23 protein-coding genes and 6 pseudogenes are annotated in these 25,442 nt (G+C 67.3%); 9 read left to right on the forward strand and 20 right to left on the reverse strand.

Annotation, left to right across the window (positions count from 1 at the left end; genetic code table 11):
* Positions 1-30: 30 nt before the first annotated feature.
* The 3 genes and pseudogenes from ACZ5D2_RS30455 to ACZ5D2_RS30465 all read right to left on the reverse strand — a co-directional run.
* A pseudogene (locus tag ACZ5D2_RS30455) lies at positions 31-339 on the reverse strand (transposase); the annotation flags it as partial.
* 167 nt (positions 340-506) lie between these two features.
* A pseudogene (locus tag ACZ5D2_RS30460) lies at positions 507-612 on the reverse strand (transposase); the annotation flags it as partial.
* A gap of 220 nt (positions 613-832) precedes the next feature.
* Complete coding sequence (locus tag ACZ5D2_RS30465) at positions 833-1,186, reverse strand: helix-turn-helix domain-containing protein (RefSeq protein WP_468933847.1); 354 nt, start codon at positions 1,184-1,186, stop codon at positions 833-835.
* Between the two features lie 387 nt (positions 1,187-1,573).
* On the opposite strand from ACZ5D2_RS30465, the gene ACZ5D2_RS30470 reads away from it, so the two are divergent.
* Positions 1,574-2,005, forward strand: a complete 432-nt coding sequence (locus ACZ5D2_RS30470) for a VOC family protein (RefSeq protein ID WP_235486387.1) — start codon at positions 1,574-1,576, stop codon at positions 2,003-2,005.
* A gap of 67 nt (positions 2,006-2,072) precedes the next feature.
* Here ACZ5D2_RS30470 and ACZ5D2_RS30475 read toward each other — a convergent pair.
* Positions 2,073-2,502, reverse strand: a pseudogene (locus tag ACZ5D2_RS30475) (transposase family protein); the annotation flags it as partial.
* Between the two features lie 329 nt (positions 2,503-2,831).
* Here ACZ5D2_RS30475 and ACZ5D2_RS30480 point away from each other — a divergent pair.
* Positions 2,832-3,128: a DUF7489 domain-containing protein gene (locus tag ACZ5D2_RS30480; protein ID WP_331738654.1), complete on the forward strand. Its 297-nt coding sequence runs from the start codon at positions 2,832-2,834 to the stop codon at positions 3,126-3,128.
* A 545-nt stretch (positions 3,129-3,673) separates the two neighbouring features.
* Here the strand turns inward: ACZ5D2_RS30480 and ACZ5D2_RS30485 are convergent.
* From ACZ5D2_RS30485 to ACZ5D2_RS30495, 3 genes are all read right to left on the reverse strand, one after another.
* Positions 3,674-4,240, reverse strand: a complete 567-nt coding sequence (locus ACZ5D2_RS30485) for a YrhB domain-containing protein (protein WP_331738650.1) — start codon at positions 4,238-4,240, stop codon at positions 3,674-3,676.
* Positions 4,241-4,283: 43 nt separating this feature from the next.
* Positions 4,284-4,841 (reverse strand): hypothetical protein, encoded by a 558-nt coding sequence (locus tag ACZ5D2_RS30490; protein WP_371681505.1) that lies wholly within the window; start codon positions 4,839-4,841, stop codon positions 4,284-4,286.
* A 122-nt stretch (positions 4,842-4,963) separates the two neighbouring features.
* Positions 4,964-5,326 carry a PadR family transcriptional regulator gene (locus tag ACZ5D2_RS30495; protein WP_468933764.1) on the reverse strand — a complete coding sequence of 121 codons (363 nt, stop codon included), beginning with the start codon at positions 5,324-5,326 and terminating at the stop codon, positions 4,964-4,966.
* A gap of 312 nt (positions 5,327-5,638) precedes the next feature.
* Here ACZ5D2_RS30495 and ACZ5D2_RS30500 point away from each other — a divergent pair, with 312 nt between their 5' ends.
* Positions 5,639-5,905: a DUF6959 family protein gene (locus tag ACZ5D2_RS30500; RefSeq protein ID WP_331738643.1), complete on the forward strand. Its 267-nt coding sequence runs from the start codon at positions 5,639-5,641 to the stop codon at positions 5,903-5,905.
* A 54-nt stretch (positions 5,906-5,959) separates the two neighbouring features.
* Entirely contained in the window at positions 5,960-7,549 is a 1,590-nt protein-coding gene (locus tag ACZ5D2_RS30505; protein ID WP_468933768.1) for an ISL3 family transposase, read from the forward strand.
* A 155-nt stretch (positions 7,550-7,704) separates the two neighbouring features.
* Here ACZ5D2_RS30505 and ACZ5D2_RS30510 read toward each other — a convergent pair whose 3' ends face one another.
* Positions 7,705-8,022 (reverse strand): hypothetical protein, encoded by a 318-nt coding sequence (locus tag ACZ5D2_RS30510; protein ID WP_331738639.1) that lies wholly within the window; start codon positions 8,020-8,022, stop codon positions 7,705-7,707.
* A 71-nt stretch (positions 8,023-8,093) separates the two neighbouring features.
* Positions 8,094-8,507 (reverse strand): hypothetical protein, encoded by a 414-nt coding sequence (locus ACZ5D2_RS30515; RefSeq protein WP_468933772.1) that lies wholly within the window; start codon positions 8,505-8,507, stop codon positions 8,094-8,096.
* Between the two features lie 114 nt (positions 8,508-8,621).
* On the opposite strand from ACZ5D2_RS30515, the pseudogene ACZ5D2_RS30520 reads away from it, so the two are divergent.
* A pseudogene (locus ACZ5D2_RS30520) lies at positions 8,622-9,244 on the forward strand (transposase); the annotation flags it as partial.
* Here ACZ5D2_RS30520 and ACZ5D2_RS30525 read toward each other — a convergent pair.
* Together ACZ5D2_RS30525 and ACZ5D2_RS30530 are read right to left on the reverse strand one after the other, a co-directional pair.
* A complete protein-coding gene (locus tag ACZ5D2_RS30525) occupies positions 9,194-9,592 on the reverse strand; it encodes an Imm32 family immunity protein (RefSeq protein ID WP_468933775.1) in 399 nt (132 codons plus the stop codon). The pseudogene ACZ5D2_RS30520 and the gene ACZ5D2_RS30525 overlap by 51 nt on opposite strands.
* 478 nt (positions 9,593-10,070) lie before the next feature.
* Complete coding sequence (locus ACZ5D2_RS30530; RefSeq protein WP_468933777.1) at positions 10,071-10,340, reverse strand: hypothetical protein; 270 nt, start codon at positions 10,338-10,340, stop codon at positions 10,071-10,073.
* A 539-nt stretch (positions 10,341-10,879) separates the two neighbouring features.
* Here ACZ5D2_RS30530 and ACZ5D2_RS30535 point away from each other — a divergent pair.
* Complete coding sequence (locus tag ACZ5D2_RS30535) at positions 10,880-11,389, forward strand: hypothetical protein (protein ID WP_468933780.1); 510 nt, start codon at positions 10,880-10,882, stop codon at positions 11,387-11,389.
* Positions 11,390-11,748: 359 nt separating this feature from the next.
* Here ACZ5D2_RS30535 and ACZ5D2_RS30540 read toward each other — a convergent pair whose 3' ends face one another.
* Complete coding sequence (locus tag ACZ5D2_RS30540) at positions 11,749-12,645, reverse strand: hypothetical protein (RefSeq protein ID WP_331738625.1); 897 nt, start codon at positions 12,643-12,645, stop codon at positions 11,749-11,751.
* Between the two features lie 188 nt (positions 12,646-12,833).
* On the opposite strand from ACZ5D2_RS30540, the gene ACZ5D2_RS30545 reads away from it, so the two are divergent.
* Positions 12,834-13,241 carry a hypothetical protein gene (locus tag ACZ5D2_RS30545; RefSeq protein WP_468933783.1) on the forward strand — a complete coding sequence of 136 codons (408 nt, stop codon included), beginning with the start codon at positions 12,834-12,836 and terminating at the stop codon, positions 13,239-13,241.
* 132 nt (positions 13,242-13,373) lie between these two features.
* Entirely contained in the window at positions 13,374-14,825 is a 1,452-nt protein-coding gene (locus ACZ5D2_RS30550) for an NF041680 family putative transposase (RefSeq protein WP_468933786.1), read from the forward strand.
* 9 nt (positions 14,826-14,834) lie between these two features.
* On the opposite strand, the gene ACZ5D2_RS30555 is transcribed toward ACZ5D2_RS30550, so the two are convergent.
* The 5 genes and pseudogenes from ACZ5D2_RS30555 to ACZ5D2_RS30575 form a co-directional block, all read right to left on the reverse strand.
* Positions 14,835-15,218, reverse strand: a complete 384-nt coding sequence (locus ACZ5D2_RS30555) for a CU044_2847 family protein (protein WP_331738623.1) — start codon at positions 15,216-15,218, stop codon at positions 14,835-14,837.
* 105 nt (positions 15,219-15,323) lie between these two features.
* Positions 15,324-19,592, reverse strand: a complete 4,269-nt coding sequence (locus ACZ5D2_RS30560) for an nSTAND1 domain-containing NTPase (RefSeq protein ID WP_468933789.1) — start codon at positions 19,590-19,592, stop codon at positions 15,324-15,326.
* Positions 19,593-20,036: 444 nt separating this feature from the next.
* A complete protein-coding gene (locus ACZ5D2_RS30565) occupies positions 20,037-20,816 on the reverse strand; it encodes a hypothetical protein (RefSeq protein WP_468933854.1) in 780 nt (259 codons plus the stop codon).
* A 127-nt stretch (positions 20,817-20,943) separates the two neighbouring features.
* Positions 20,944-21,471: pseudogene (locus tag ACZ5D2_RS30570) on the reverse strand (serine/threonine-protein kinase); the annotation flags it as partial.
* A 361-nt stretch (positions 21,472-21,832) separates the two neighbouring features.
* Positions 21,833-22,558, reverse strand: coding sequence for a leucine-rich repeat domain-containing protein (locus ACZ5D2_RS30575; RefSeq protein WP_331738619.1), 726 nt, complete (start codon positions 22,556-22,558; stop codon positions 21,833-21,835).
* 217 nt (positions 22,559-22,775) lie between these two features.
* Between ACZ5D2_RS30575 and ACZ5D2_RS30580 the strand changes: the two genes are divergently transcribed.
* Positions 22,776-23,003, forward strand: a complete 228-nt coding sequence (locus ACZ5D2_RS30580; protein ID WP_331738611.1) for a hypothetical protein — start codon at positions 22,776-22,778, stop codon at positions 23,001-23,003.
* 97 nt (positions 23,004-23,100) lie between these two features.
* Here ACZ5D2_RS30580 and ACZ5D2_RS30585 read toward each other — a convergent pair.
* From ACZ5D2_RS30585 to ACZ5D2_RS30595, 3 genes and pseudogenes are all read right to left on the reverse strand, one after another.
* Positions 23,101-23,521, reverse strand: a pseudogene (locus ACZ5D2_RS30585) (hypothetical protein); the annotation flags it as partial.
* Positions 23,522-23,537: 16 nt separating this feature from the next.
* Positions 23,538-23,804, reverse strand: coding sequence for a transposase (locus ACZ5D2_RS30590; protein WP_468933850.1), 267 nt, complete (start codon positions 23,802-23,804; stop codon positions 23,538-23,540).
* 380 nt (positions 23,805-24,184) lie between these two features.
* Positions 24,185-25,321 carry a hypothetical protein gene (locus tag ACZ5D2_RS30595; RefSeq protein WP_331738607.1) on the reverse strand — a complete coding sequence of 379 codons (1,137 nt, stop codon included), beginning with the start codon at positions 25,319-25,321 and terminating at the stop codon, positions 24,185-24,187.
* Positions 25,322-25,442 lie beyond the last annotated feature (121 nt).

Below are 25,442 nucleotides of genomic sequence, written 5' to 3' on the forward strand. Positions count from 1 at the left end.
AATCGAACGGTGTAACGAGGGTGGTTGGAGTTACTGGCGGGCTGCGGAGAGTCGGCCGCCGAAGGTGATGTCGAAGGCGTTCAGCGCGGTCTTCCAACGCAGCTCCAGTGGGCCTGCCCCATTCCCGGTGGGGTCGAGCGACATGATCGCCATGTAGACGCACTCAAACACTGCGGTCTCGTTCGGGAAGTGCCCGCGGGCCTTGACCGCCCGCCGGATCCTGGCGTTCACGGACTCGATCGCGTTGGTGGTGCAGACGATGCGACGGATCTCGGTGTCGAACCGGAGGAACGGCTTGAACTCCTCCCAGCCGTTCTCCCGCAACCGCACGATCGCCGGAATCGGGAACGATCATGTTTCCGGCATCGATGAACCACAACGAGCCTTGGTCCCAGGTGAGGGACTTGCGAAGCGCGGCCAGTGGTTGCGAACGCCCCCGACGGAAGGTGTTCGGATGCCGAGGTACGCCCCCGACAAGACGTCGACGTCGGTGAAGAAGAGGTACTCGACCACGTCCGGCAGGCCCTTCAGGCCGTCGCCGACGAGCATGAGGACGTCGTTCACGCCGCGGTTCTTGATTTCGGTGAGGATGTGCATCCAGTGCTTGGCGCCAGGAAGGCGGGTCCGCCGGCACTCGTCGAGAGCTTTTGCCCCTGGTGCGGGTTTCCCAGGCCGTCAGGCTGGACTTCAGGTTCTCGTCCAGGGATTCGACCATGAGGTAGTTGCCCCGTGGACTGGTCGCCGTGTTCGACCAGTAACCGCCAGCCTGCTTGGCCGTGGGATAGGCGTGGGCGTCGCGGGGGCGGCCGGTGGCGGTGTCCAGCAGGCGGGTTTACCCGTCGTCCGTGCTCACTACCTCCCCGCGGCGCCGGCTGATCGCCCTCTCCGGGCACCCGATGCCGTCGATGATCCCGGTCTGTCCGCCGGCTCCGAGGTGGCCGATGACCTCGGCGAGGGTGCGGAGCAGGAGGCCGGCCGCGATGGTGCAGCCGCGTGCTGCGAGCAGGGGCCGCACTTCGCCGATCGCCCGGGTGATGGTGGAGCGGTCGACGCCGAACCAGCAGGCCAGCACGTCGTGGGTGGCACCGTGGCGAAGGTGGACGAGTGTGGCCAGGAGGCCGTCGATGAAGACCAGCCGGTCCTTTGCGCCGGCGCCGACGGCCCGATTCCGTGGCTTGGAGTCCAGTCTCGCCTGGTGCCGTTCGTGTCATAGCGGGCCGATCTCGGCGACGAGTTCGGCGATCACATCGGCCGACAACCCCGTGATCCTCCGGTCGCTGATGATCGCCGCACGACACCCGTTCCCCACCACACGAACATGATCAGGGATCACGATCCAGCGTCGCACCGCCAACCATGCACGAGCTCGCAAGGGCTGTCCGCCGTAACTGATCTTTGGCACGAGACTGGTCGGCTGAGATCGGATCCTGGGTCCCACCCTTTGGGAGAGGCGCCGACCTCGGTTCACCCCTGTGACCGCACGACACAGCAGCGGATGGCAGGGCCGTCCTCCCGGCAACGTGTGGATCCACCCGCCCGCGGAGATGAGCAGGGCCCCTGTTATCGTGCGCCGATGTCAATGATCAAGCAGTTCCAAGTGACCTTCGACTGCGCGGAACCTGCGCGCCTCGCCGCCTTCTGGTGCGAGGTGCTGGGGTACGTCGTACCGACAGTCCCGGAGGGCTTCACCACGTGGGAGGAGTACCACCACTCGCTGCCGCCTGAGGATGAGATCTACTTCGCGTGCACTGATCCCTCGGGTGTGGGCCCGCGCGTGCTCTTCCAGCGAGTTCCCGAAGGCAAGGTCGTCAAGAACCGCGTGCATCTCGATGTGCGGGTCGGCACCGGCCTCGTGGGTGACGAGCGCCTGGCCACACTTGAGGCCGAATGCGCACGGCTGATGGCGCTCGGCGCGAAACACGTGCTGACGCAGCGCGCCGATGGCGTCAACGAGTCGTGCATCACGATGCAGGACATCGAGGGCAACGAGTTCTGCCTCGCCTGATTCTCCTCCGAGACTGGGAGGGGGAGCCGTCTCCCGGGGACCTCTCAGGTCCCACATATGGCCGGACCTATCCCGTGAGAGCGAGGTTGTGCAGTCGGGCGATGCCGAGCATGGCGTGTCGGACGCCGTCGCCCTTGAGACGGCAGTCACGGAGGATCTTCCGTCTTGATGCGGGCGAAGACGTCCTCGACGCGGGCCGGACCTGTTTGTGCGAGCGATTATGCTCGCGCTTCCAGCCCGGCAACTCTTCGCCCGGGGTGCGGCGGTGAGGCATGAGAAGGCCGGTGCCCGTATAGCCGCCGTCGGCCATCGTGAGGGTCCTGCCAACGGCGGCCTTCGCGCCAGACTCCTCCCGTGCCCGGCAGTCGTTGCGGTTGCCGGGCAAAGCCTCACCGACCACAACGACCAGGCGGGCATCCGCGTCAATGACGACCTGGTGGTTGGTGGAGTACGTAGTTCTTTGACTGTCGAGCGGGTCGGGCAGAGCCGTCAACCGATCCGTCAACACGGACAGTTCGCGTGTGGCGGGGCTGGGCGACTTGATCAGGCAGACGGTGACAGACTGGCGGCACATCGAGGCTCCGGTGATGCAGGGCGACTTTGGTCGGCCACCCCGTCAACCGGAGCCTCCTTGCGTTCGTGACGGCCTCGCCAGTCCCGTTACCCTCCGGTGACCTGCACCACGCCCACCACCCGGCCCAGGAGGCAGCCCTGGCCCCGGACCGGGGCCGAACAGCCCTCTGGGTACGCCTTCTGGGCTGGCGTCCACAAGACCGGTACGCTGCCGTGGATGGCCTGTGCCGTCGTCGATGCAGGGGGATCGCACATGTCGAACACCGTTGTCATGCTCCTCTCCATCGGCCCGCTCGCCATGGTCCTGGCGATGATCGCCGCGCACGGGTTGGGCGAGAGCAAGGACGCCTACACCGGGGTGGTCACCGGCCGGGGGGTGAGCAGTTCGACCGGTACCTACGGCCCGACGGGCCACTACATGATGCACATCCGCACCGACGAGGGGCGGGAGCTCAGCATCGAGGTGAACAGCCGGACGTATCGGTCGCTCGCCGTCGGCGACCGGGTGGTCAAGGGGTGGGGTAGGCGCTGGCCGGAGCGGTCGGAGTAACGGAGCGAACAGCTCTGCCGCACCGTCCGGCACGCCCTCGCCGCCCGCGACCACCTCACGGCCCTGTACCAGGCACTCGGCTTGCCCGAAGGCCCGCAGGCACGCCGACCGGACGCGGGTCGCACCGGGACACCGCAGACCGCGCGCGGCTCGCGCACCGACACCCTCCGTCAGGCCGGGAACCGCAGCATCGCGGCTGGCCTGCGCGAGGTCTCCTACGCGCCCCACACCCGCCCCTTCGACCTACTCAGGCCGCCCTGACCAGCAACAACCTGTGGCCACGACAACTATGAATCAACCCTGCCGCGTGAGGCGTGCCCGATCGGGGTCCGGGCATGCGCAAGAGAGGAGAACAGGGGGTTGCGGCGTGCGGGCGTGCGGCAGTGGTGGTCTGCGCGGCTTGCGAGACGGAGATGCCCTCTCCGTACTCGTGGCGTACCAGGGTCGCCCTTGAGCGGTTGTTCGGATGCCCGGCAGGCGCGACTGGTTCGACTGGTTCGACTGGTTCGACTACATCGCCACCTGCCGGCAGAGCTGACACCAGGTCAGTCAGTATTCGATGCGGCCCCACGGATGGTCGTCGCAGCCAGTACCGGGTCGACAGAGGGCACCAGTTCCTTCTTGGCGATCCTTGCAAGATGATCCGGAACAATGCCGTCCTTCAAGGCGCCCACGTATTCGATGACCTCGGCAAGAGACAGCACCGGCAACCTCTGATGCAGGATGTGCATTGCATGGATCCGCCCACGAGCAGCCGCAACACCACGGACCTCATCGTGTAGATCATCCACCGCGGTCCGCACAACCTGGCCCCGGATACGGGTTCTGTAGTCCTCCTGCCACCCATCGATCACCGCGGAGACGACGCCGATCTGGTGCAGGCTTCCGTCGAGTCGATCTACCAAGTAGGGCCCGTTCCCGGCAAGCATGAAGTCCGGATTCCGGGTGCGTAGGTACTCCTCGGACGTCCAGGAGACGATCCACACCAGCTCGTGCTCTTCCACTCCCGCGATGGTCATGAGCATCGGGTCCGCGCGCAACGCGCGGTCCGTCTCATAGTCGCGTGCCAGCTGCTCTTCAACGATCTGGACTGCGGCTTCTCGATCGATCACGAGTGCAGCATCGCGCACGGCCTCGCACGGAGACCAGCCGATTTCACACCGACAGAGTCTCAGGGGACCACTGCGTCTCCCATGGCCAGGAGTAGCCGTTGTAGTGCATGAGTTCGGTGAGCGCCTCGTAGCCCACGGCCGCCGCAACCGCGAAGACGGCCGCCCAGAAAATCTCCGTACGGTGCCGCTTCCAGTAGCTCTCAGGCGGTTGGGGCCCGGCGTTCTCGCTGATGGACGCCAGGTCCAGGTCGTTGGGTCGACTGGTGAGGTAGTCCCTCCATTCGTAGAACAGGGCCAATGGCCAGGTACCCACGAAGCTGAAAAGCACCCGAATCCAGGTGAACCCGTGTTCCCGGCGCAGCCAGAATGCCTCCAGCACTCCAGAGAGCCACTGACGACGAGCACGCGGCGGGAAGGCGGCCGCCGGAACTGCCAGCACCACTGTTCCCACCAGCGGCAGCAAGGGCGCAGCCCACCGCCGGAGATCTCGTGTCGCCCAAGAAATCAGCGCAACCGTGTCGCCGAGCAGCAGTAACAGCAGCGGACCGAGACCTATTCCAAGGGTCCACGTCCACTTCACACCGATGCTGAAATTGGCCACCGGGGACTGAGGTGATCCCCAGATGCACGAGACGGGCCCGACTGCTACGGTGCCCGCGAGCGCGAGGCGCACCATCCTGCTCTCAGAGTCGCGCGTAAACCGCACCACGCTCGAGATCAAACTCACCCTTCCACCCTCCCGAACTCGGGCCCGGAACTGGGCGCGGGCATCGGATGGGAAGCGGGGCGTGGCGACCGCCGCGATGAGCGCTCCCGCGCGTCAAGCTCGGCGACGCGCTGGCGGACCGCGCCGAGCTGGTCCGGGTTGATTCGGTAGTAGGTCCGCCGTGGCCGGCCCTTGGTAAGCGGCTCGTCGGCTCCCTCCACACGGACCAGTAGCCATTTAGCGGTTACAAGTCGGCGCAGGACGGGGTAGATGCTGCCGGGCCCGTAGTTGAGCGCTTCAGCAGCCTGGAGACCGTAAAACTCGAAGTTCCGGTCTGCGAGGTGTTGCTCGCACACATAGCGAGTGACGTCGATCGCCACTCTCGTCCACCTGTTGAACGGTTGCATGTTTTCACGATGCCCGTATGCAGTACAAGCTAATCGGACTGTGCGGGCCGAGCTCGCGCAGTTGGCGCACCACCTCAACCAGCGCCTGCAGCACACCCGCCGCGACCGGCCGTCGTCGAGACCCGGGTGCCGAACGAGCGTGCCCAACGTGAAGACAGAGCACATAGCGACCTACCAGGAGGTTCACTTGCCCTGGGATGATGGGGATTCTTGAAAACGGCTGTGACCGCGCTTCCGTGATGGCTACGGCTGGATGCGGTCCAGCGTCTGCTGTTGGATGACCCGATGGAACTCATTGAGGCTGAGCTGTTCACGGATCCAGGCAACGACGCGGTTGTCCGCCTGCCGCCACGTCACTTCCCGGGCGTGCTGATCCAGGGGGACTCACTGTCGATCATGCGCGGCGACGTTGCTGAAATCGTGGAAGCCTGCGCCCAGGGCGACGTCGATGACGCGCACGAGGCTGCCACCATCCTGCTGGCCAACCTCGACGAGTTGCTGGCCTGCTACGAAAGCGCGTTGGAGGCTCACGACATCAAGCGCCCCTACTGATCGCCACCGCAGAAGCTGGCATGCCGGATCGTTTCGTCGCGGCACAACTTCTGTATGGGGTTGCGTGAACTGTCGGACGTCCTGTTTCCGGGAATCGAGCTGAGGATCGAGCGGGTGCATGTCGCCGGCCGCACCCTATTTGTGGACGCGGTTGGTAGTGGACCGCCTGGCCGTTGTCCGGACTGTGGCAACGGTGCACGGCGGGTTCACAGCCGGTACTGGCGGCGGCTGGCCGATCAGCCTGTCGGCGGCCGAGAGGTGCTCGTCCGACTACGGGTGCGGCGGTTCCTCTGCGAAATGCCCATGTGTCGCCGGCGGACTTTCGTTGAGCAGGTTGAGGGTTTCACCAGGTCACACGGTCAATCGTCGGTGGCCATGCGTGACCTCGTCCGTTTCGTGGCCATGGAGCTTGGGGGCCGCCCGGGAGAACGCCTCTGCCGACGGCTGGCATTGTCTGGGCGCCGGACGTCGCTCATCCGTCTGCTGTCGGCGCCGGAGGTGCCGGCCCGGGCTCCGCGGGTCCTGGGAGTGGATGACTTCGCCTTCCGGCGTGGCCACACATACGGAACCGTGCTCGTAGACGTGGAACGGGGCAAGCCGTTCGATGTTCTGCCCGACCGCAGCTCGGAGACATTCCTTGCCTGGCTGGAGGCCCATCCCGGAGCAGAGGTCATTTGCCGGGACCGGGCCACCGGCTACACCCGCGCGATCAAGCAGGCAGCCACCGGGGCGATCGAGGTGGCCGACCGGTGGCATCTGCTGCAGAACCTGTCCGTCGTGGTGGAGAAGACATGTCACCAGCACCGCGCCTGCCTGCGGAAACATGCCCAGGAGCGAGCTCAACCTGACGCCCCGGTCCCTGACACCTGGGTGCCGGATCAGCCGGCGGCGCTGCCGAAGACTGCCATCGTCGAGCGGACCCTTCACCGGCACGCCGACATCCTCGATCTGGTCGACAAAGGATGGACGATCAGCGCGATCGCGCGCCGCTTGGACATGGACCGCAAGACAGTGCGGCACTTCCGGGACACCGATCTCGCCGTACTCATCGAATCCGCCCGGCATCGTCGAACGGGACTCCTCACGCCCTTCCACTCCTACTTGCAAGCTCGCTTCCTCAACGGATGCACGGACGCCAGCCGGCTCTTCCGCGAAGTCCGTGAGCGGGGATTCGGAGGCACGGTTCAGACGGTCCGCCGATACGTCGCGACTCTTGGAGACGGCACTGCGATACCCGCGCCGGCGCCGATTCCGAGCCCACGCGCGATCACGTCCTGGATCATGCGTCGCCGTGAGTCGTTGAGTGAAGACGACGAGGTCCAGCTCGGTGAGGTCTGCCTGGCCTGCCCGGACATCGCCCGCGCCCGGGAGATCGCGCAGCGGTTCACCGACCTGGTCCGCGACCGCACCGGCCATCTGCTGCCCGACTGGATCAGCGAAGTGGAGCGTGACGCACCTCAGCCGATCCGCCGGTTCGCCCGGTTCATGACGTTCGACATCGACGCCGTGACGGCCGGCCTGACCTTGCAGTACAGCTCCGGCGTCGTAGAAGGCCACGTCAACCGCATCAAGACGATCAAGCGGCAGATGTACGGCCGAGCCTCGTTCCGCGTGCTGAGAGCCCGAATCCTCATCCAGCGGTAGTCATCACGGAAGCGCGGTCACAGCCTTGAAAACGGCCGCTGTCGCTCTTCGCCTCACTTCGTCGCGGCTTGAACGGTGTGGGGAATGTGGGGAGCCGGAGAGCATGCGTGGGCCCCGCCGGCCGTCAGGTCGGCGGGGCCCGGTAGTCGTGAACCTCAGCTGGTGGTCAATTGATCAGCCCGCACTTCGAACTCGACGTGTCCTTCGAGCGATTCGAGTCCCCAAGGAGTGACGGAGATCTTGATTGTGTCCGAAGTGTCCGCGGTGTTGCCGGTCGTCAGGATGTCGCAGAGGATGCCGACCTCGACGGGGTAGCGGGTGCCGGGGACCAAGTCGTCCCCTCCGGCGAAGACGGGCCACTTGTCGACGAACGTCCACTGCTGGTGGTGGGCGTCTGTGAAGCGGACCTCGACCAGGCCGGGCTGGGGTTCGTCATCGACCCATCGGACCGCTTCACAACGTAGGAATGCCATGGGCAGACTCTGCCATCAGGGCCTGCAGTCGGCAGCCGGATTTCCGGGCTGCCGGCCAGTTGATGGTGCTGTCATGGAGCCCTGCGGAGTGGGACGACATCGGGAATGCCGGTCGGCATGGAGGGGCGGGCGGCTTCCGGCGTTGCGAGGAGAGCGACGATGGTGACGGGCTTCTGGCAGTGGGGGCAGTCGCGGGTTGCGGTGGGCTCCAGCGGGTCCCGTTCCGGGGCCTGGCGGTAGGCGGATCGTGTCGCGGGTTTGGCCGTCGGCGGCAGGCCGGGCATCACGGGAGGCGAGGCGGCGGGCGGGTGGGGCGTTTCGCCGAGCCGGCGGGCCCGGTCCTGCTCGCGGGCCCGGTCCTGCTCGCGGGCCTGGTCTCGGTAGCGTTCGGCATCCCTGCGGCAGGTCGGGGAACAGTAGACCTGCCGGATGGTTTTGGGTGAGTCGAAGGTGCCGTCGCAGACCGGGCAGGTCCGGCTCTCCATCGCCTTCTCGCTGCCGCGGGCCGCGGTCCGGCACTCGGGCGAACAGAAGATCCGCCGGGGGCGGTGCCCCGCTTCGACCGCGGCCCGGCCGAGCGCGGGATCGCCGGGCTGGAGCGGATGGCCGAGCGACTGGTCGAGGACATCTTCACCGCGCTGGACGAACAGACCGTGGTGGTGCCAGGCACCGAGGCGGCCGCGCTGATCGTCCCAAGCCTGGCCGGCTCCCTCACCGCCGTCCTCGACCAGCGCAAACTGCGGCCGGGCGGATCGAAGAACTACTGGAGGCCCACCCTCTTTCGAAGGTCCTGATCTCGATGCCGGGAGTCGGCATCAGGACCAGAGCCCGGATCCTCATCGACGTCGGCGACGGCAGCAACTTCCCCTCCGCGGCCCACCTCGCCGCCTATGCGGGTCTCGCTCCGACGACCCGCAACTCGGGCTCCTCGATTCGTGGCGAACAGCCCTCCAGGAGAGGAAACAAGCAGCTCAAACGGGCCTTCTTCCTCTCCGCGTTCGCTGCCCTGTCCGACCCCGCTTCCCGGGCCTACCACGACAAGAAGATCAGTCAGGGCAAGCACCACGCCCAGGCCCTGCTCTGCCTCGCCCGACGCAGGGCCGACGTCCTCTTCGCGATGCTCCGCGACGGAACCTTCTGCCAACCACAGCCAGCCACTGCTATCAGTCGTTCATCGAGTCGGCATGCCGCCATGAGGACTGTTTACGACCATGGCCAGTGACCCAGCGACAAGGTAGTAGTGATCCGGGAAGTACTCGATGTGCTGGTGCCCGCCGTCGTCCATCTCCGCAATCGACTGAACTTCGTCAGCGAGAGCCGTCAAGCCCCGCCGGTCACCCTCGATGAGTAGAGCGCTGCGCTCCGAATCAACTCGGATACGGACACCTGGGCCGCTGGTGCTCACCACCTCGACGGAAGCCAGTTCAGTGCCCCCGAAGCCCGGTTCAGCCGAGGTGGTGGTTTCCGTGCCGCCCTTTCCCGCGGCGAGGGCGAGGGCCAGGACGACGAGTTCCGCCGCACCGCCCGAGACGTCCACCCCATCCTCATCGGGAAAGAACAGAACCCTCATCCGCACAACCCCTTCGGTTCCACAACGCCGACTCAACGATCAAAGCCGTTGCCCCTGGTCAATCAGGCTCTCCCCGGCTCAAGACCAGCCGTCACGGACGTTACCCACCGCTTGACGAAACCCATAGGGCCCCCGACACCACCGACTAGCAGCGGCGCGGCGATTGAGGGAATCCAACCCGGCGGTACCGGCTGCGTAGGCTCCGGGCGTGACTTCGGAGGGTGTAGAGAAGCTGACAGGGCCTCCAGCAGGGTCCGGCGCTCGGCGTACGGGCGGGTCAGGACCTCCTGGCCGTCGAGCTGCAACACGTCGAACGCCACCTGAGCGCCATCCGCGACGCCTCCCTCACACCCCTCTTCCAGGGTCGGGCATGGAGTGGTGCCCTCAGCCGCCCAGCAGCTGAGGGCCATCATGTTGGTGGCCGATCAAGCCGGACCGAACGACCGACAGACCTTCAGCCCCAGCTGCGGGTCGCCCGTCAAGCGCAGCTTGCCGCCAAAGAACACGCCTCCTCGGGTCGCACTTTCCCTGTGGTGATCGCGTTCAGGGTCTCCGAACCCATGATGAGCGTGACCTCGCCGTCAGGGCTCTCGCCTTGCTTCACGTCGCAGGTACGGCCCTGGTCCTTGATGTTCAGCGTGTACTTCTCGCCGTCCTCGACGACCAAGTTGACGATGCACTCCCCCTGGTAGCCGCTGGCCTCGAAATTCGACTTCAAGGTCTGGATGGTGTCAGCGGTGGTGGTCACTGGTTCTCCCCGGTCTCAGTGATCATGATCAAGGGCCATCTAAGCCGCAAGACTGGCCGCACCGCCGCAGCCGGCGTGGACCCCACACGATCTGGCTGGTATCGGACCAGGGACGACCAGCCTTCGATCACGCGCCCTCTCAACTACCAAGGTTCGATGGCACGCGCTCAAGGTTGATCGCACGGGATACTCCATCCTGTGACTGGGCGCTTCAGGTGGCGGGATTCGCCATGTACGGCGCTCGCCCAGAGGCGGGATCTGTGACCAGCGGTGATGCGAGTTCGCACCCAGGACTTATCCGGCGGATCAAGGCCGGGGCCGCGGCGTCTGGCGCGGCACCTCAACGCGTTGCCGAAACGACCCGACAGCGACGTTCTCGCGGCTGCCGCGGGCGGTCCGGGCGGAGAAGGCCGCGGCCGACGACATCGGTCGGCTGGTGTCGGTCGACTCAACGATCGTGCGAGCCCACCGGCACGTCATGGCGGGCTTCCGAGGGCATCTCGAATGGGTCACCATGGAGGTCCGTCGGCGATCCGAGGGTGGGGATGAGCGAGGGTGGGAACGTTCTGGACGGGCAACAGAGCAGGCGGGAGCAGGTCGGACCCGCCCCGTGGCTGGCGCTGGCCTGTCTGGTCGGGCTGTTTCTGGCCTACGTCGTACTGACGAACTTCACCGCAGAGCTTCGGGCGGCGCTGTGGGGCGAGCCCGGCACCGTGACCGAAGCCGACTGCCGGACGTACGACAACACCGTGGCCAATGCGGGAACGTCGACGTTTTGCTCGGGTACCTTCACCCCGGACGACGGCGGCTCGTCGTTCGAAGTCCCCGTCGAGGGCGACATCGATTCGCAACCGGTCCGCGCGTGGCTGGTGGACGGCACATCCGGCACCGCGTATGTCTCACCAACGGTGTGGGCCGGGGTGCTCCCGGTGGGGCTGTCCCTCCTCCTTGCCGGTCTCCCGGCGGCGGTGACGGTGAAGCGCGTGCGCCGCGTCCACGCACAACGCCCCAGAGAGCCGCTTCACACAGACCCAGAGTCGAGTGCGTGATCGACGACAAGCACGACGGGTACAGCGAGCATGTCACCTGGCTCGACATCGACAAGCGGGCCTGTTGCCATGGGAGCGGCCCGCGACCGAGAGCCCGTCTCCCTCCGTGCGCTCCGCAGCCGCGCTGGCCTGAGCCGAGTCGACCGCCATCCACGCTGCTCAGCCGCGCTGCGGCAGGTTGTGGACGGTGATGGTGCTGGTCATGCAGACCGATGCACCGTTCTGGGACTCGTTGGTGTTCGAGAGGACCGATCTCGGTTCTGGCGCCGTCGGGGCCGTCGGCCGGACACCCGGCTGCCGGGCACGCTCAGCGTCCGTGGCCGTCCTGCCTCAGGCAGCTTGACGACGGGAGCTCATCCTTACAGCCCGGCCTGAGCGAGCAAGGATTCTGCCTGTTGCCGCGTGAGATTCGGCGCGGCTGGTGCGGCTGGCGGACACGTGTGGGTGCCCCGGCTGAACGCCAGCATCCACTCGGCAACGGGGCCGTCGGGCTCCAACGTGACAACAACCTGCTCACGCAGCGCCGGCGGGATATCCGACCGGGCCGCGATCGCGTTCCTGACGAAGATGTCCTGGTCCTCTGCCAGGAGGTCACGCAGACCGGGAGGCAGATCCGGATGTGAGGCGACAGCCTCCCGCACATCGGAATCCGAGTCGGCCGCCAGCTCACGAGTCGGTATGGCATACGCGACCGCGGCAGCACGGGTCGCCGGATCTGCCAGCAGTCCGGGCAGGAGGTCTGCCGGAGGGGCGAATGCCCGAACACTGTCGCTGCGGATGCCTGGATCGGCGTCGGTCAGCAACATCCTGCGGACATTGTCCGGAGCATCACGCCAGCGCTGGATGACCGACGACCGCACACTGGCCTCCGAGTCCGCGGCCAGGAGCTCCAGCAACTCCGCCGGCAGATGCTCGTTCATCGCAAGGAACGACCTTACGGAAGGGTCCGGGTCGGCCGCCAGACGGGCGAGCAGCCCCAGAGGTTCGTCCCTGACGCTCGCCGCGACCGCACACCGGACAGCCGGCTCCGGATGCTCCGCGAAGCGGGCCCTGATCCGAGAGGGCACAGAGGAGTTCGCGGCGAGAGTCCGTACGGAGCCGAGGTCGATGATCTCCGCTATCAGTTCGTCCGTCAGGTCCCGACGCAGCAACGCCACCGAGCGCCGGGCCCCCGAGTGCTGGAGCAAGCGCCGCACCAGGTCAGCGGGCAGGTCCTCTTGGGCTGCTAGAGCACGGAGTTCAGCATCCAGTTCCATGGAACGCAGGGTAAGCCTCGGGCCTGGAAGAGGACGCCCCAAACCGATCTGCCGTGGCAGCTGGACACCCAACTTGTCATGGGCGACTCAGACACAGGTACTCAGCTTGTGCTTTAACCTCGAGACGTTCTTGTCAGTGCCTGGCTCTATCCTCCGCTGAACGTCACGGATGGACTGGGAGTCAGGCTGTGCAGATCGCAGGGGTAGACCTGTATGTGAACCACCCGGTGATGGCGCTCGGTTCGACCGAGTGGATCCCCACGACACTGGCCCTCGACGGCGCTCCTGCCGCTGCCTGCGACACTCACGTCATCGTTCGAGTGCAGGCCCAGGTCGTGCTGGTCAAGGTCCGCGTCTTCAATGATCACGGTGACGCGGATGACCACGGACCTGACAGAGAGCCGCTGACGACCGTGTTCGACGGGCATCTTCTGCTGAGTGACGGCCGGCTGGTAGTGGGGGACGTCGTTGGCGAGAGTCGATTCACCACTTCCCTGCTCGGGAACCCAGGTAGGCGTCGGGTTCGGGTCTCGGTTGACGATCCGCAGGGATGGGCTCGTGCCGTTGACGTCGTCATCAGCGCCGAGACCGTGTGACGGCCGCTTGTCGGCTCGAACGATCTTCGAACTAAGTGGCTCGTCCGGGAGTTCGCCGGATGTGGAAACGGCCTTCGTCTGATCATGTGCTCCGACCAAGGACGCACCTGAACTCAACGAAGGCCGCGGGGAATGAGTCTGCTTTACCACGATGTCCAGCGGAAGCCGTTCGCCGAAGCGTCACACTTCCGGGAGGACTTCTTCGCGTGTCTGACCGCGCGGGGTGACGAACTGTTCGATCTTGCGGACGCGCTGCTGTGCGCAGATGGGCCGGTGAGGGCGCCGGTGGACCTGACGCTGCTGGCCGAGCACCGTCGTGGGCACGGCGCTCTGTACGACGCTCTCAATCACGGCCGCATCGACATCGACGGGCTGCGACGGACGCTGGCCGCGCTGCCCCAGCCTCGGGCGGCCGATGACCGGCTCGTCCTGGCCGTGGACGTGACCAACTGGCTGCGGCCGGATGCCGAGTGCAGCGCGGACCGGCTGTTCTGCCACACCTTCGGTCGCGGCCGGGACCAGCACCTGATGATCCCGGGCTGGCCGTACTCGTTCGTCGCCGCTCTCGAAGCAGGCCGCACCTCCTGGTGCCAGCTGTTGGACGCCGTCCGACTCGGCCCCGAGGACGACGTCGCCGAGGTCACCGCCCGCCAGGTCCGCCGGGTGGTCGAGGACCTGGTCGTCGGTGGACGCTGGTGCGAGGGTGATCCGGACATCCTCATCGTCTTCGACGCCGGCTACGACGCCCCGCGTATGGCCTACCTTCTCGCCGGACTGCCCGTCGAGGTCCTGGGACGGATGCGATCGGACCGTGTCATGCGACGGCCGACGCCGACACAGCTGGAGTACGCCCTGGCCTATCCCCAAGGCGGCCGGCCGCCCAAGCACGGCAAGGAGTTCCGCTTCGCCAAGCCCGCCACCTGGGGCGAACCAGACGCGGCGACCACCCAGCTCACCGACCGCTACGGCACCGCACGCGCGATGGCGTGGGACCGCATCCACCCGAGGCTCACCACCCGCTCCGCGTGGATCGACCACGACAGCGAACTCCCCATCATCGAAGGGACGCTGATCCACCTGGAGGTCGACCGACTGCCCTGCGGCGGAGAACCGCTGCCGCTGTGGCTTTGGTCCTCCGCCACCGGCATGGCCGGCCCCGACGTCGATCTGCGATGGCAGGCGTTCCTGCGACGCTTCGACCTGGAGCACACGTTCCGGATGATCAAGCAGACCCTCGGTTGGACCCGACCGAAGCTCCGCGCCCCCGAGGCCGCGGACCGGTGGACGTGGCTGATCATCGTCGCGCACACCCAGCTCCGTCTCGCCCGGCCGCTCGCCGAGGACGTCCGCCGGCCCCGGGAGCGTCCGGCGAAACCGAACCGGCTCACTCCGGCCCGGGTCCGCCGCGGGTTCAGGAACCTCCGCCCACACCTGCCCTGTCCGGCCCGTGCACCCAAACCCACCCGGCCCGGCCCCGGCAGACCCCTCGGCTCAAAGAACCAGCGACCCGCCACCCGCTACGACGTGGGCAAAACCGTCCGACGCCCCGAGAGCATCATCGAACGCGACCGGACCAGACCATAAAGCACAAGCTCAGGCGGGGGAGACGGGGGCTTCGGGAGTGGGGCTCCAGCTTGCGGTGACGGTCAGGTGCGCCTGGCCGTTTCCGCTGACGATCCCCAACTTCAGGTCCTGGTTCAGTTGTATGCCGAACGTGACGGTGATCTCCGTCGGCGGCGCGGGCACCGTGACCATCGCGGAGTGGACCTCTTGGACAAGGGCCCCCAGCGGCCTGAGCGTGCTTCGCAGGGCGTCGGCGGCGATGGCGGCGACGGCGTCCCCCCGCCGGCCCACGGGGACGAGCGGGCCGAGGCCGTCGACCGGGTCGTCCCGCTTCGACGCGGGTGGGCTGACGTCGGCGAGCAGGAAACGGACCGTGGTGCCGTCGTCGAGAGTCACATTCTCTGAAGCGGTCATAGAAGGGATTGTGCGGAAGGGAACCGCACGGCGTTGCCCGTGAGCGACTTGGTTACACGATCGTGGCAGTGGGGCTTCGGCGTACCGGCTCCACGCCTGGATCCTTCAGGAACAAGGGCGCCCGGACGGTGTGCCCTTCGGAAGGAGCTTGCGTTCGTTCTCCGTGTAGTCGCGTCCGGCGCCGGCGCACAGCGTGCGGAACTGGACTTCAGGGCGGAGGTCGAAGGTCCGGCGCCCCCCGGCGTTGTCGATCAGCAGCTGGTGGTCCGACGCCACCTGCGCCGTGGTGTCGGAGACCTCTTCACTGTGCTCCGCGGCCGGCAGGGACAGGAAGGAACCGTTCGCCAGATCGTAGATTTTGATCATTCCGTTCAGGTAGGTGAGGAGCCTGCCGTCCGGCGTGAACCCGATCAGGCGGTTCAGGCTGGGGTGCGGCACCTCCTGCTGCAGCCGTGTCCGGCGGTCGACGTCCCATATGCGGATTCGCCCGTCGGAGTTCGCCACCGCGAGCCGCGAGCCGTCGGAGGAAAACACCAGGGAGCTGCCGAAGGACCGTTCCGTGAGCGAGGAGCCGACGGCGGGGCCCACCAGGGGCGCAGCCTGCTCCGGGACCCTGACGTCCCACAACCGGACCTCGCCACGAGCGCCGCCCGCCCTGGTAACGAAAGCGACCTGACCCGGATGCCCCGGACGGGCCATGAGCTGGCCGTAGACGAAGAAGTCGCCGAGCAGGCCCCTGTTGTTGTTGGGGCCGGGGTGGGCGAGGAAGGGCTGGGTGAGGACGGTCCCGCGATCGGCGTCGAGCCGCGCCAGCGTGCCGTTCGCGGTCAACAGGACGATCTCGCGCCCCTGCACTCCGACGACGCTGTCGACTTCCTCCCCCTTCTGGGCCTCCTGGGGGAGCGGCACGCTCTGTCCGAGGTCGGATACCGGGTAGGCGCGTTGGAGACCGGCCTTGCGCCCCCACACCACGACCGACTGTGAATCGGCGGTCCACGTGACCTCCCAGTCGCCGTGGGCCGCCTCGGCCGGAATCTCCACGGACCGCCGGACCGTGCGGGAGGCGTCAAGGACCTCCAGGGTCTTGTCGCCGACCTTGGCCACGAAGCGTCCGTCGGGCGACAGCGCGAACCTGCCGCTGGTACTGTCCCCGGCCCGGAACTGCTCGTTGCCCGTCCGCTCCGCCCGCACCTCCATCAGGGTGGTGCCGACGGGTATGAGGGCCACGAGCGTGCCGTCCGCCCGCGGTACCACCGCGATCCGGGCGTATTGGGTGCCCATCTCACCTGGTGTCGGCATGCGCGTGTGATAGAGCCGCCCCGTCCGCACGTCGGTCAGAGTCGACTCGACATACCCGCCCTCACTGACATCGCCGATGCCGGGACGGCCCTCGATGCCGTAGTTCCCCGTGGCATCGACAGTGGCGAACGAACCGTTGTCGGGTATCGCGACGCGCGGCCCGGGCGTGCGGCCGAGCGTCTGCACGTACGGTTTGCCGTCGGCCCATGTCAGCGCGACTTCGCCGCCCGCTCGGACCGACTGGGCGTAGATGCTGCCGTCGGGTTCTGGTCCGAGGCCGTAGAGCCGACGCCCGGTGGCGAGGTCCTTGACGATGACCTCGCGCTCGGCCTTCCCCGAATAGGTCGACAGCACCACCGCGTCCGAGTCCGCGGTGAACGCGACCTCGGACAGCCTGTTGTCGGTCAGGAGATCGGCCGCGACGGGAATCCTTTTTCCGGAGGGCACCTCCCACACTTCGGCGAAAGGCGGGACACACACCTCAGGGTGGTAGTAGCACTCCATGGAGTTGTCCTTCATCGTCAGCAGCAGACGCTTCCCGTCACTGCTGAAGTCCAGGCTCGTTGCGTTCTTCTCGGCGATTTTGTGCTCCCCGCGGTTCAGGACGACGGGCTCGTGCCCCGACCCGTCGTTCGTCCGCCACAGCCGGACCTCGTTCTCGGAGGCCGCTACGAACAGGCTGCCGTCCGGGCTGAGGTCGGTGGCGTCCACGTCGGCTGGAACTCCGCCGATTTCCCACGCCTTGACCGTGCCTTCGAGGGCGCCCGTGACGACGGTGAACGTCGATACCCTTCCTCCCGACGGCTCCGACTTGACGACGAGCGTACGGCCGTCCGGCGTGGCGTCCATGTTCTCGGCCCGGCCCTTCCAGACGGACGGGTGGGCACCCACCAGGTACTGCTCCCGGGCGTACTGATGCATCAGCGCGTCGCGGGTCTTCGGGGTCTGCCGGGTGCTCCATGCGGCCAGGGCCAGCTGGAGCGCGGCAGCCGGGTCGGTGCCGGGGGTGTCGTCGGCGGCTTGTGCCAGCAGTGCCGCCGCCTGGAACCGCAGCTGGTCCTCGGTCACCCGAAGGCTCCGTACGGTGACCACCGTCAGAACGAGCGACAGTGTGGTGAGAACGGCCAGCGCTCCCACGGCTGCCTTCTTGATCCTGCCTCCGCGCCGGGAGTGACGTCGGCTCAGGAGTACGTACTCACGCTCGTCCGTGGATATGTCGTCAGGGTGCCCGGCCAGGCGACGCTCCGCCTCGGCGAGGTCAGTGCCGCTCAACAGCCGCGGTGACTCCCTCTGCTGTGCCAACCAGCGGCGGTGATCGGCGCGCAACTGCTCCTGCCAGGCGCGGAAGTCCCGGGAGTCGGCCAGCCACTGCCGCAGGCGCGGCCAGAGCCGGGTCAGTGCCTCGTGTGCCAGATCGACGACCTCCTCGACGTCGCCCGGGCCCCTGGAGAGGACGACCAGCTTGCTCGGCGCGAGCTCTTTGGCCAGGCCGACGAGTTCGGGAGCCAGGTCGCCGGCGCGGGTCGGACGACGGAGGAAGGCGTCAGCCTCCGGCCGGGCCAATTGAGCGAACAGCCGCCGGGCGAGGTCCCTCCGGGCCGGTGCCAGCTTGTCGAGCGTGTCGTCCGCGTATCCGACCAGCGCACCCGCCACACCCCCCAGTTCGTCGTACGCGGCGTGGGTCAGCATCGACCGCGTGCGACGTTCCCACAGCTCGGTCAGGGCGAACTGGACCAGGGTCATCCGTCCGGGCTCGTCGCCCGCATCCGAAATGATCCGTTCCGGCAGCCCCGGCTCGAACCACAGCCCCGGCATGTCATGGACGGGCCCGGTCACGGCCCGCTCCAGTCCCTCACCGGCAAGCGGCGCCAGGAACTCCACGGCGTCGCTGAGCAGATCGGATGTGTCGGCCGTCACCAGCGCGTCGAGCGAGTCCGGCCGCGCGGTCGCGAGGACCCGTAATGCCGATGGTCCGTCTTCGCCCGCGAGCGCGGCAAGGAGCGCCAACAGGTCACGGGCAGCGGTGGCTTCGGCTGCCGCGTACTCCTCGAACTGGTCGACGAAGAGGACGTGCCCGGCTCCTCCACCGCGGGCGAGGATCCTGCTCCGCAACTCGGACGGGAGGCCGCCGTCGCCACTCAGCAGTCTTGCCAGCTCCTCCGCCTTCGCGAGCCGCTCGATCTCGTCGAGCCCCGGTTCCAGAACACCTGTCAGCACCCTCGCCAGCGCCACGGCCGCCCGTACCCCCGGCACGGGCCGTAGCCGGGAGACACCCATCCCATCGGCCCGCAGCCGTGGCAGCACCCCCGCCCCCACGAGTGAGGACTTCCCGCACCCTGAGGGCCCGGCGACCAGCGTCAGGGGCCGCCTGCGCACGGCCGCGTACACGCGTGCGACATCGCCGTCGCGCCCGTGGAAGAACTCCGCGTGGACCTCCGAGAACGGCGCGAGTCCCTGGAACGGGCACCGCGACCGCAGCGTCTCCTCGTCGACCAGCTCGGCGGACGGCAGCAGATAGGCGGTGCGCTCGCCTACATGCGCGGCGACCGTCATGCCCACGACGCCTTCCTGCGCGTCGTCCCAGACAGGGGACCCACTGAATCCCGCCGAGATCCGCGGACCCGGTTCGTGCGCCTCCATCTGCACCCAGCCCGACCCCTGCCCGGCCCTCAGGGTCCCGGAGGCCCACACCCCGAGGTCGGCACCACCCGGGTAGCCGAGCGCCCGGAACGTGTGACCCCAGACACCGGTCCCGTCGACCAGCTGTACCGGCTGGGCGCCCTCGACGACCGCCTCCAGCTTCAGCAACGCGACGTCCTGCCCGCCGGACCTCCAGGACACCACGGCCGCCCGCCCCGCGGGGCAGCCGGCCAGGAGCGGAAAATCGACGTGCACCAACCCACCCGGTGCCGACCGCGCATTGTCGGGCACTCCGAGCGCCCGGGCCACGACGTGGGCACAACTGCACACCACGTCGGCGGCGACGAGGAACCCGGCACCGACCACCTCGCCCTCGGCCGACAGGACCCGAACCTGCGAGGCTTCGAGAACGTCCCGCCCCCGCACAGCGGCCATGAGTTCCCCCGTATTCGAAGCGACCCCCGAGATGACTCAAGCCAGCATCGGCGGCGCGGCCGATCCCCACAACCCGGCGGGGCGCGGCAGCATCGTGGTCCGTCACCTCATCGCCGACGTGCGCCGCCGCACCCTGCTCTCCGTCGCCCCCGCCCCCTCCGCGATGACCGCGCTGCCGGCCCACAAGCCGGGCCCGGCACGGCGGGAGCGTGCGCGGCTTCGCCGTCGACTTCGCCGCTCCGTCCGAGAACCTCGTCGTCGACGAACCGCGCGGCACCCCGATGCTCCCTTCGTGCTCGACGTGGCGGCCGAGCCGACGGCCCGGCCGCGGGCCGCCGAAGAGCCCGCCAGGTCAGCTCACCTGGGGTCCGGGAGCCGAGTCCAGAAGCCGACAAACCGTCATAACAGACACCGTTGCAGTAGGGCGGCCGGTGCCCGTCGCATTCATCCAGCGAACGCCAGGGCCCCGCTTCCCTGCGTGCGCCGGAGCGCGTCAGCTATCAGGCCGTTTGCGAGCAGTAGCAGCCATCCTCCAGGCAAGAGCACGGTGCGAATCGTGTATCCGGGATTGGCGTCATCCGAGGGCTCCCAGCCGAGTGTCATCGCGAGCACCCACAGACCAAGGAGCGTGACGATGGTGATCCAGCCGGCACAGATCACGCCGGCCGCCAGGCCGCACTTTTTCAGGTCTTGGTCGTCGGCCAGCCTCAGCAGGAACAGGACTGCCAAGGCGAGGCCAGCCGCTGTACCGATGATCCCGATGGGTATCGCCTGCCAGCTCGTCGTCACTCCGGGGATGCCGCTGGGAATTGCCTCCCAAGGGTGCTGCCAGTTGAAGCGCTCGATCACGTGTGCCACTTGAGTGCCGGAGGGCTCCTTCTTCCAGGTCTCCGAAAAGAGCGGCTTGAAACTCGCCCAGACGAGCGCTCCCGCGGCCAGGAGGATCTCTGCCACATGGGTGCCGATCACTTCGCCCACCGATGGGGGCCCGAACGGGTTCGGCACCTGCTGCGGCAGTTTCTGAGTACCCGGCAACGCGGCGGGAGCCGATGAGGCGACAGGCCCGGTCTCCCGGGTCCCGCCGCCTTCGTCGCCACCCATCACATGCGGGGAATCGGGCTGATGACGGAAGGCGGTGTCTTCCGCTTCCGAACCGGTGACAGTGAGGGCGCGCAAAGCGCTGGTGCGCGCCTGGATAGCCGCGCGGGCACCAGTGATCCCCATCCAGGCGCCCGGACCGAGCGCTGGTGAAGACGGACACGTCCGGGTCGTCCGCGACGACGCGGTGGGCAACGGCCCACTCGTTCTCCGCGGCGAACGCCTCACGGCCGGCGGCGAGGAAGTACAGCGTGGAACCGAGAGCGAAGATGTCGGAGGCCGCGCCGACGGCGCGGCCCGAGGCCTGCTCGGGCGACATGTACAGCGGGGTGCCGATCCGGGTGGAATGGCTCCTATAGGTCACCGACTGCGTCAGAGATTTGACGATGCCGAAGTCGATGACCTTCGGACCGCTCTCGTCCAGCATGATGTTCCCGGGCTTGAGGTCCCGGTGCACCACGTTCGCGGCGTGGATGTCGGCGAGGGCGTGGGCGATGCCCCAGGCCAGTAGCACCACCTGCTCGGTCGGCAGCGGCCCATGGTCAGCCACCAGGTCCCGCAGGGAGGGCCCGGCCACGTACGTCGTGGCCAGCCATGGCCGCTCGGCCTGGGGGTCGGCGTCCAGCAACGGCGCGAGGTGGGCACCGCGCACCTTCTGCGCGGCGCCCACCTCGCGCGCGAATCGCTGTCCGAACTCCGCGTCCCCGGCGAACTCGTGACGGATCACCTTCACGGCCGTTGGCTGTCCGCCGGGGGAAAGCGCGAGAAACACTTGCCCCATACCGCCCTCGCCCAGCCGCGCCACCAGCTGAAAGCCCCCGAGACTGTCCGGATCGTTCGACTGCAATGCAGGAAACTGAAACGCTGCCCTCGGCACGAAGCACTCCCCCCTCGTCTCCCCACCCGGGGATACCTCACGGCTCGACCGCCCGCCTCGTTCGCCCACGAGCGTAGAACCCTGCCTGCCGTTACACCAGAACACCCGAATGTCCGACCCGCCTCGCTCGGCTGCAAGTCAGGCAGCAGCACGGGGCGCATCAGCTCCATGCCAACAGGCCCCGACAAGATCACCAACAACATCCAGAAGTTGAGCCAGAACCCGAGAAATAGCGGCACTGCGGCGAGAGGTGGTGTCGTCTCTGTCACGTCAGGACGACGCACCCCCGCCGCTCCAGCTTGCTGAGGAGCGGTAGCGAGGGATCGACCTCGTTCCACCGCAGATCCAACTTCTCCAGCGATGGCATCAGGGCGAGCCAGTCGGGCAGCTGGCCAAGGCGGTTGCTCCGCAGGTCGATCTGACGCAGGCGCGGGAGGCCGGCCAGAGACTCCGGCACCCCAATCAGAGAGTTCTCGCGTAGGTCCAGGTGGCGTAGTTCGCGCAGGCCGGCTGCCGACATCGGCAGGTGCTCGATCGCGTTCCCCCTGAGCCATAACTCACGCAGGTTGCGGAGCTGGCCGATGGCATCGGGCAAGGTGACGAGCCGATTGTGCTGCGCCCTGAGCTCGATGAGGCCGCTCATCCCACCGATCATCTCCGGCAGGGTGGTGAGGGAGTTCTCAGCAACGCTGAGGTAACGCAACCGGGTCAGGTCTCCCAGAGAGTCCGGAAGCCGTGTCAGCTGGTTGTCGTGGAGGTAGAGGCAGCCGCTGAGCTCGGTCAGCTTGCCGAGTTCTTCGGGCACCGACGACAGCTCGTTGTGGCCCAGGTCCAGGGTGTTCAGCCGGTGAAGCTGCCCGATGGCTGGAGGGATGGCCGTAAGTCCGTTGTCCGCGAGGATCAGCACGCGGAGCTCGGTCTGTCGCCAGACCGACTCGGGCACCTCTCCGAGCTTTTGACGCCACAAGTTCAGCGTGTGCCTCACGGCCATCCCCCATCATCAGTCCGCCTGGACTCCAATTCTCGTCCGGAACTCGGGACCAGCAGGCAGTTACGACAGGATCAGCCGGCCTTGACCGACTCCTCGGCGCGGGCTCGGGTGCTGGCGAGGCGGTAGACACCTCACGGTGCCAAGCGGTCAAGTCGGGGTCCTGAGATGCCGGTGTAGCCTTCTGGCTGTTCGATTTCAGGCAGGGGGTGGAGACGCGATGAACGTAGCGCGGGTCATGGAGTCGTTGGCAGAGCAGGGTGTGACGGTGTTGTTCAAGGTCGACGCCGAGCGCATGCGCCATGCGACGAAGCCCTGGACGTTCGTCGCGAGCGGGGCTCCGTTGCGGGATGATCTCCTGGTTCGCACGGACGCCGTCTCTCTGGAGGCGTGTCTGGAGGCCTGCCTTCCGCAGTTGCGTGAGCTTGGCTTGGTGATTCCCGATTGACGGTGATTGCCTTCGAGGCCGATGCGGGCGGGCCGAGTCTGGCCTCCGGCCTGGTCGCAGCCGGACAGCTCGACATCGTCCAGGGAACCGTCTTCCGTTACTGGCGCGAGAATCTGGCAGTCTGGGAACGTCTGGCTCCCTGGGTGAAACCTCCAACTTGATCGGTCCTCGGCCTATGCGACCGCCGTACTGAGGGCTTCGTCCGAGGGGGGAAGGTGGCGCATTCGTCGAACAGCCGGCGGTTCTTGGGGCAGTGGTGGAGCCGGCCGAGCAGCCGGTCGAATAGGTTGCGCTGGGCAGCGGCGTGCCAGTCGGAGTGCTCTCCGCGTCAGGATGCTGCGGGAAGACTTCCTCCACCGCCTGGGCGAGTTCGTCTGCGGCGGCGCAGGCGGCCGTGAGCTGGCCCAGGAGCGCAAGCATTTGCCTGCCCAGTTCGTCCTCGACCAAGGGCGGCTGGGGGCCCAGTCCTGGCGGAAGGCCTCGCGGAGCCGCTCGGCTTCAACCTTGATGCCGCGCTGAGAGCTCGTAACAGGATCATGAGCGGGCCTTCTTAAGCCGGCGCCAGCAGATGAGGCTGCAGGCAAGAGAGACGAAGGCGTCGTGGAGTTCGGTGCGGCGTTCCCAGCGGGCGGCGAGTCGTTTGAACTGGTGGAGCAGGGCGAAGGTCTGCTCCACGACGTAGCGGAGCTTGCCCATGTCTTTGGTGTTCGGGCATCCCCTGCGGGAGATGACGGGCAGGATCCGGCGTTTGCGCAGCTCTTCCCGGTTCGGGTTGGAGTCGTAGCCCTTGTCGCCGAGCAGGGCCTCGGGGCGTCGGTGAGGCCCTCACCCAGGAATCCACCCTCACATGGCGAGGCACATGAACCATCCTCAAACCGGCAATCTTAGGATGAAACAAAGGGATGGAACGCTATCTCAGAACCGGGGCCGCACCATCGGCCAGTCGGCCGGCCGCCGAGCGCACCACGGTGCGCATCGCGGTGCGGTGCGCGCGCACCGTCGGGCCGGTGCCGGCCATCAGCCATCAGCCATCGCGCATTGCGTACTGCGGTGCGGCTGGTGCATTCCCCGGGAGGGTCAGCGTGTTGAACCTGGGAAAGCTCACCGGTGTCTTGTCTGCCGGTTGTCCGGTCACGCACGTGCGACAGGCGAGCTCGCTGTGCGAGGCGGGCCAGGGCCGTTCAGCTCTTGCGGCCCATCCGCGTGAACCTCAGGTGGGCCTCAAAGCCGGTATTTTCGACGGGGCCACTCCTGGCAATGTAAATGCTCTCTCCCTTCCGGGCCGTCCTGAAGAGAGAGGCGTATTGTGCGTCGCGCGGGTCGCTGTACGCGGTTGCCTGCGACACCTTGGTGTAGTCATGGGAATTCCACACGCGCAGGAACACGTGGTGTGTGTTTTGGCTGGGCTCCAGTCTTACCCACCCTTCAAAGAATCCGTCGTCCGGGACGACGTAGTGCCGGACACCGTTGCCCGTGGGATCTGTGGGCAGGTCGACGGAATCCTCGAACCAGCCGCCGGCGACGTTGAGGGTGCCTCCTACGTCGAGGTTGCCGATTTCGAGGTCGGGCCTGAGGACGCTGACCTGGGTGGAGAGGATGCGGACGACGGGGTTGGTGGGGTCGCCGGTGGTGGCGCGGAGGTAGAAGGTGGTGTCGGACTTGATGTCCTCGAGTTCCAGTCTGGAGCGGTCGGTAACGTCCCGTTCGACACCGGGGTACAGCAGGTCGTATTTGGCGTTGGCGGAGCGTTCCCAGGTCAGCTTGACGTCACCGCCGTTGGGGATGATCGAGGGTTCGCACAGGAAGTTGCGCAGGTAGAAGTCGGCAGGGAACTTCCCGATGTTGAAGACGGTGGTCCGGTCCTGGAACGCGGAGGATCCGGTGCGGGATGATTCCGTCAGGGTGATGGGAGCGGTGCCGACCTTGCGGCTGACCGGGATGTCGGACAGCTGGATGGTGCAGCCGAGGTCCGGGCCGATCGGCGTGTGACTGGCCGCGGGCGAGAACACGAACTCCTTCGCTGCGGCATCCAGGTGGCTGCTCCAGCCGGTGAGACTGATCCTCGGGGTGACCTTCGCCAGGTCGGTGGCGAGGTCCGGCGACATGGCGCCGGCCGGCACCTTCACCCGGATCGACCTCACATCCGCCGGGGTGGCGCTCTGCCGGGAGACGGAGATGACGATCTCCCCGATCTCCTCCGGGGCCTGCGGGTTCTCCGGTGAGGCCTTCAGCGGGCTGGGGGTGGTGGTGACGGCGTACGACAGCAGGGGGTCGTTGGCGGCGGTGCCTGCGTCCTGCATCTGGACGATCAGGGTCACGAAAACTCCTCGGGGTTCGGTGGCCGCGCCGCCCCGGGCGCGGGATGGCGCACAACAACGGAGTGTTCTTTAGCGGTTGACGCGGCTGTGTGCGACGACGTCGTCGAGGGTGAGGAAGCCG

The organism is Streptomyces sp. NPDC031479, assembly GCF_055581065.1.

Excerpts from the sequence above, each read along its gene's own strand:
- ACZ5D2_RS30550 (WP_468933786.1), top strand. The coding sequence starts at position 13,374 with ATGAGTCTGCTTTACCACGATGTCCAGCGGAAGCCGTTCGCCGAAGCG.
- ACZ5D2_RS30510 (WP_331738639.1), bottom strand. The coding sequence starts at position 8,022 with ATGGCATTCCTACGTTGTGAAGCGGTCCGATGGGTCGATGACGAACCC.
- ACZ5D2_RS30505 (WP_468933768.1), top strand. The coding sequence starts at position 5,960 with ATGGGGTTGCGTGAACTGTCGGACGTCCTGTTTCCGGGAATCGAGCTG.
- ACZ5D2_RS30525 (WP_468933775.1), bottom strand. The coding sequence starts at position 9,592 with ATGAGGGTTCTGTTCTTTCCCGATGAGGATGGGGTGGACGTCTCGGGC.
- ACZ5D2_RS30480 (WP_331738654.1), top strand. The coding sequence starts at position 2,832 with ATGTCGAACACCGTTGTCATGCTCCTCTCCATCGGCCCGCTCGCCATG.
- ACZ5D2_RS30555 (WP_331738623.1), bottom strand. The coding sequence starts at position 15,218 with ATGACCGCTTCAGAGAATGTGACTCTCGACGACGGCACCACGGTCCGT.
- ACZ5D2_RS30470 (WP_235486387.1), top strand. The coding sequence starts at position 1,574 with ATGTCAATGATCAAGCAGTTCCAAGTGACCTTCGACTGCGCGGAACCT.
- ACZ5D2_RS30560 (WP_468933789.1), bottom strand. The coding sequence starts at position 19,592 with ATGGCCGCTGTGCGGGGGCGGGACGTTCTCGAAGCCTCGCAGGTTCGG.
- ACZ5D2_RS30580 (WP_331738611.1), top strand. The coding sequence starts at position 22,776 with ATGAACGTAGCGCGGGTCATGGAGTCGTTGGCAGAGCAGGGTGTGACG.
- ACZ5D2_RS30575 (WP_331738619.1), bottom strand. The coding sequence starts at position 22,558 with ATGGCCGTGAGGCACACGCTGAACTTGTGGCGTCAAAAGCTCGGAGAG.
- ACZ5D2_RS30565 (WP_468933854.1), bottom strand. The coding sequence starts at position 20,816 with ATGGGGATCACTGGTGCCCGCGCGGCTATCCAGGCGCGCACCAGCGCT.
- ACZ5D2_RS30540 (WP_331738625.1), bottom strand. The coding sequence starts at position 12,645 with ATGGAACTGGATGCTGAACTCCGTGCTCTAGCAGCCCAAGAGGACCTG.
- ACZ5D2_RS30515 (WP_468933772.1), bottom strand. The coding sequence starts at position 8,507 with ATGGAGAGCCGGACCTGCCCGGTCTGCGACGGCACCTTCGACTCACCC.
- ACZ5D2_RS30500 (WP_331738643.1), top strand. The coding sequence starts at position 5,639 with ATGGAACTCATTGAGGCTGAGCTGTTCACGGATCCAGGCAACGACGCG.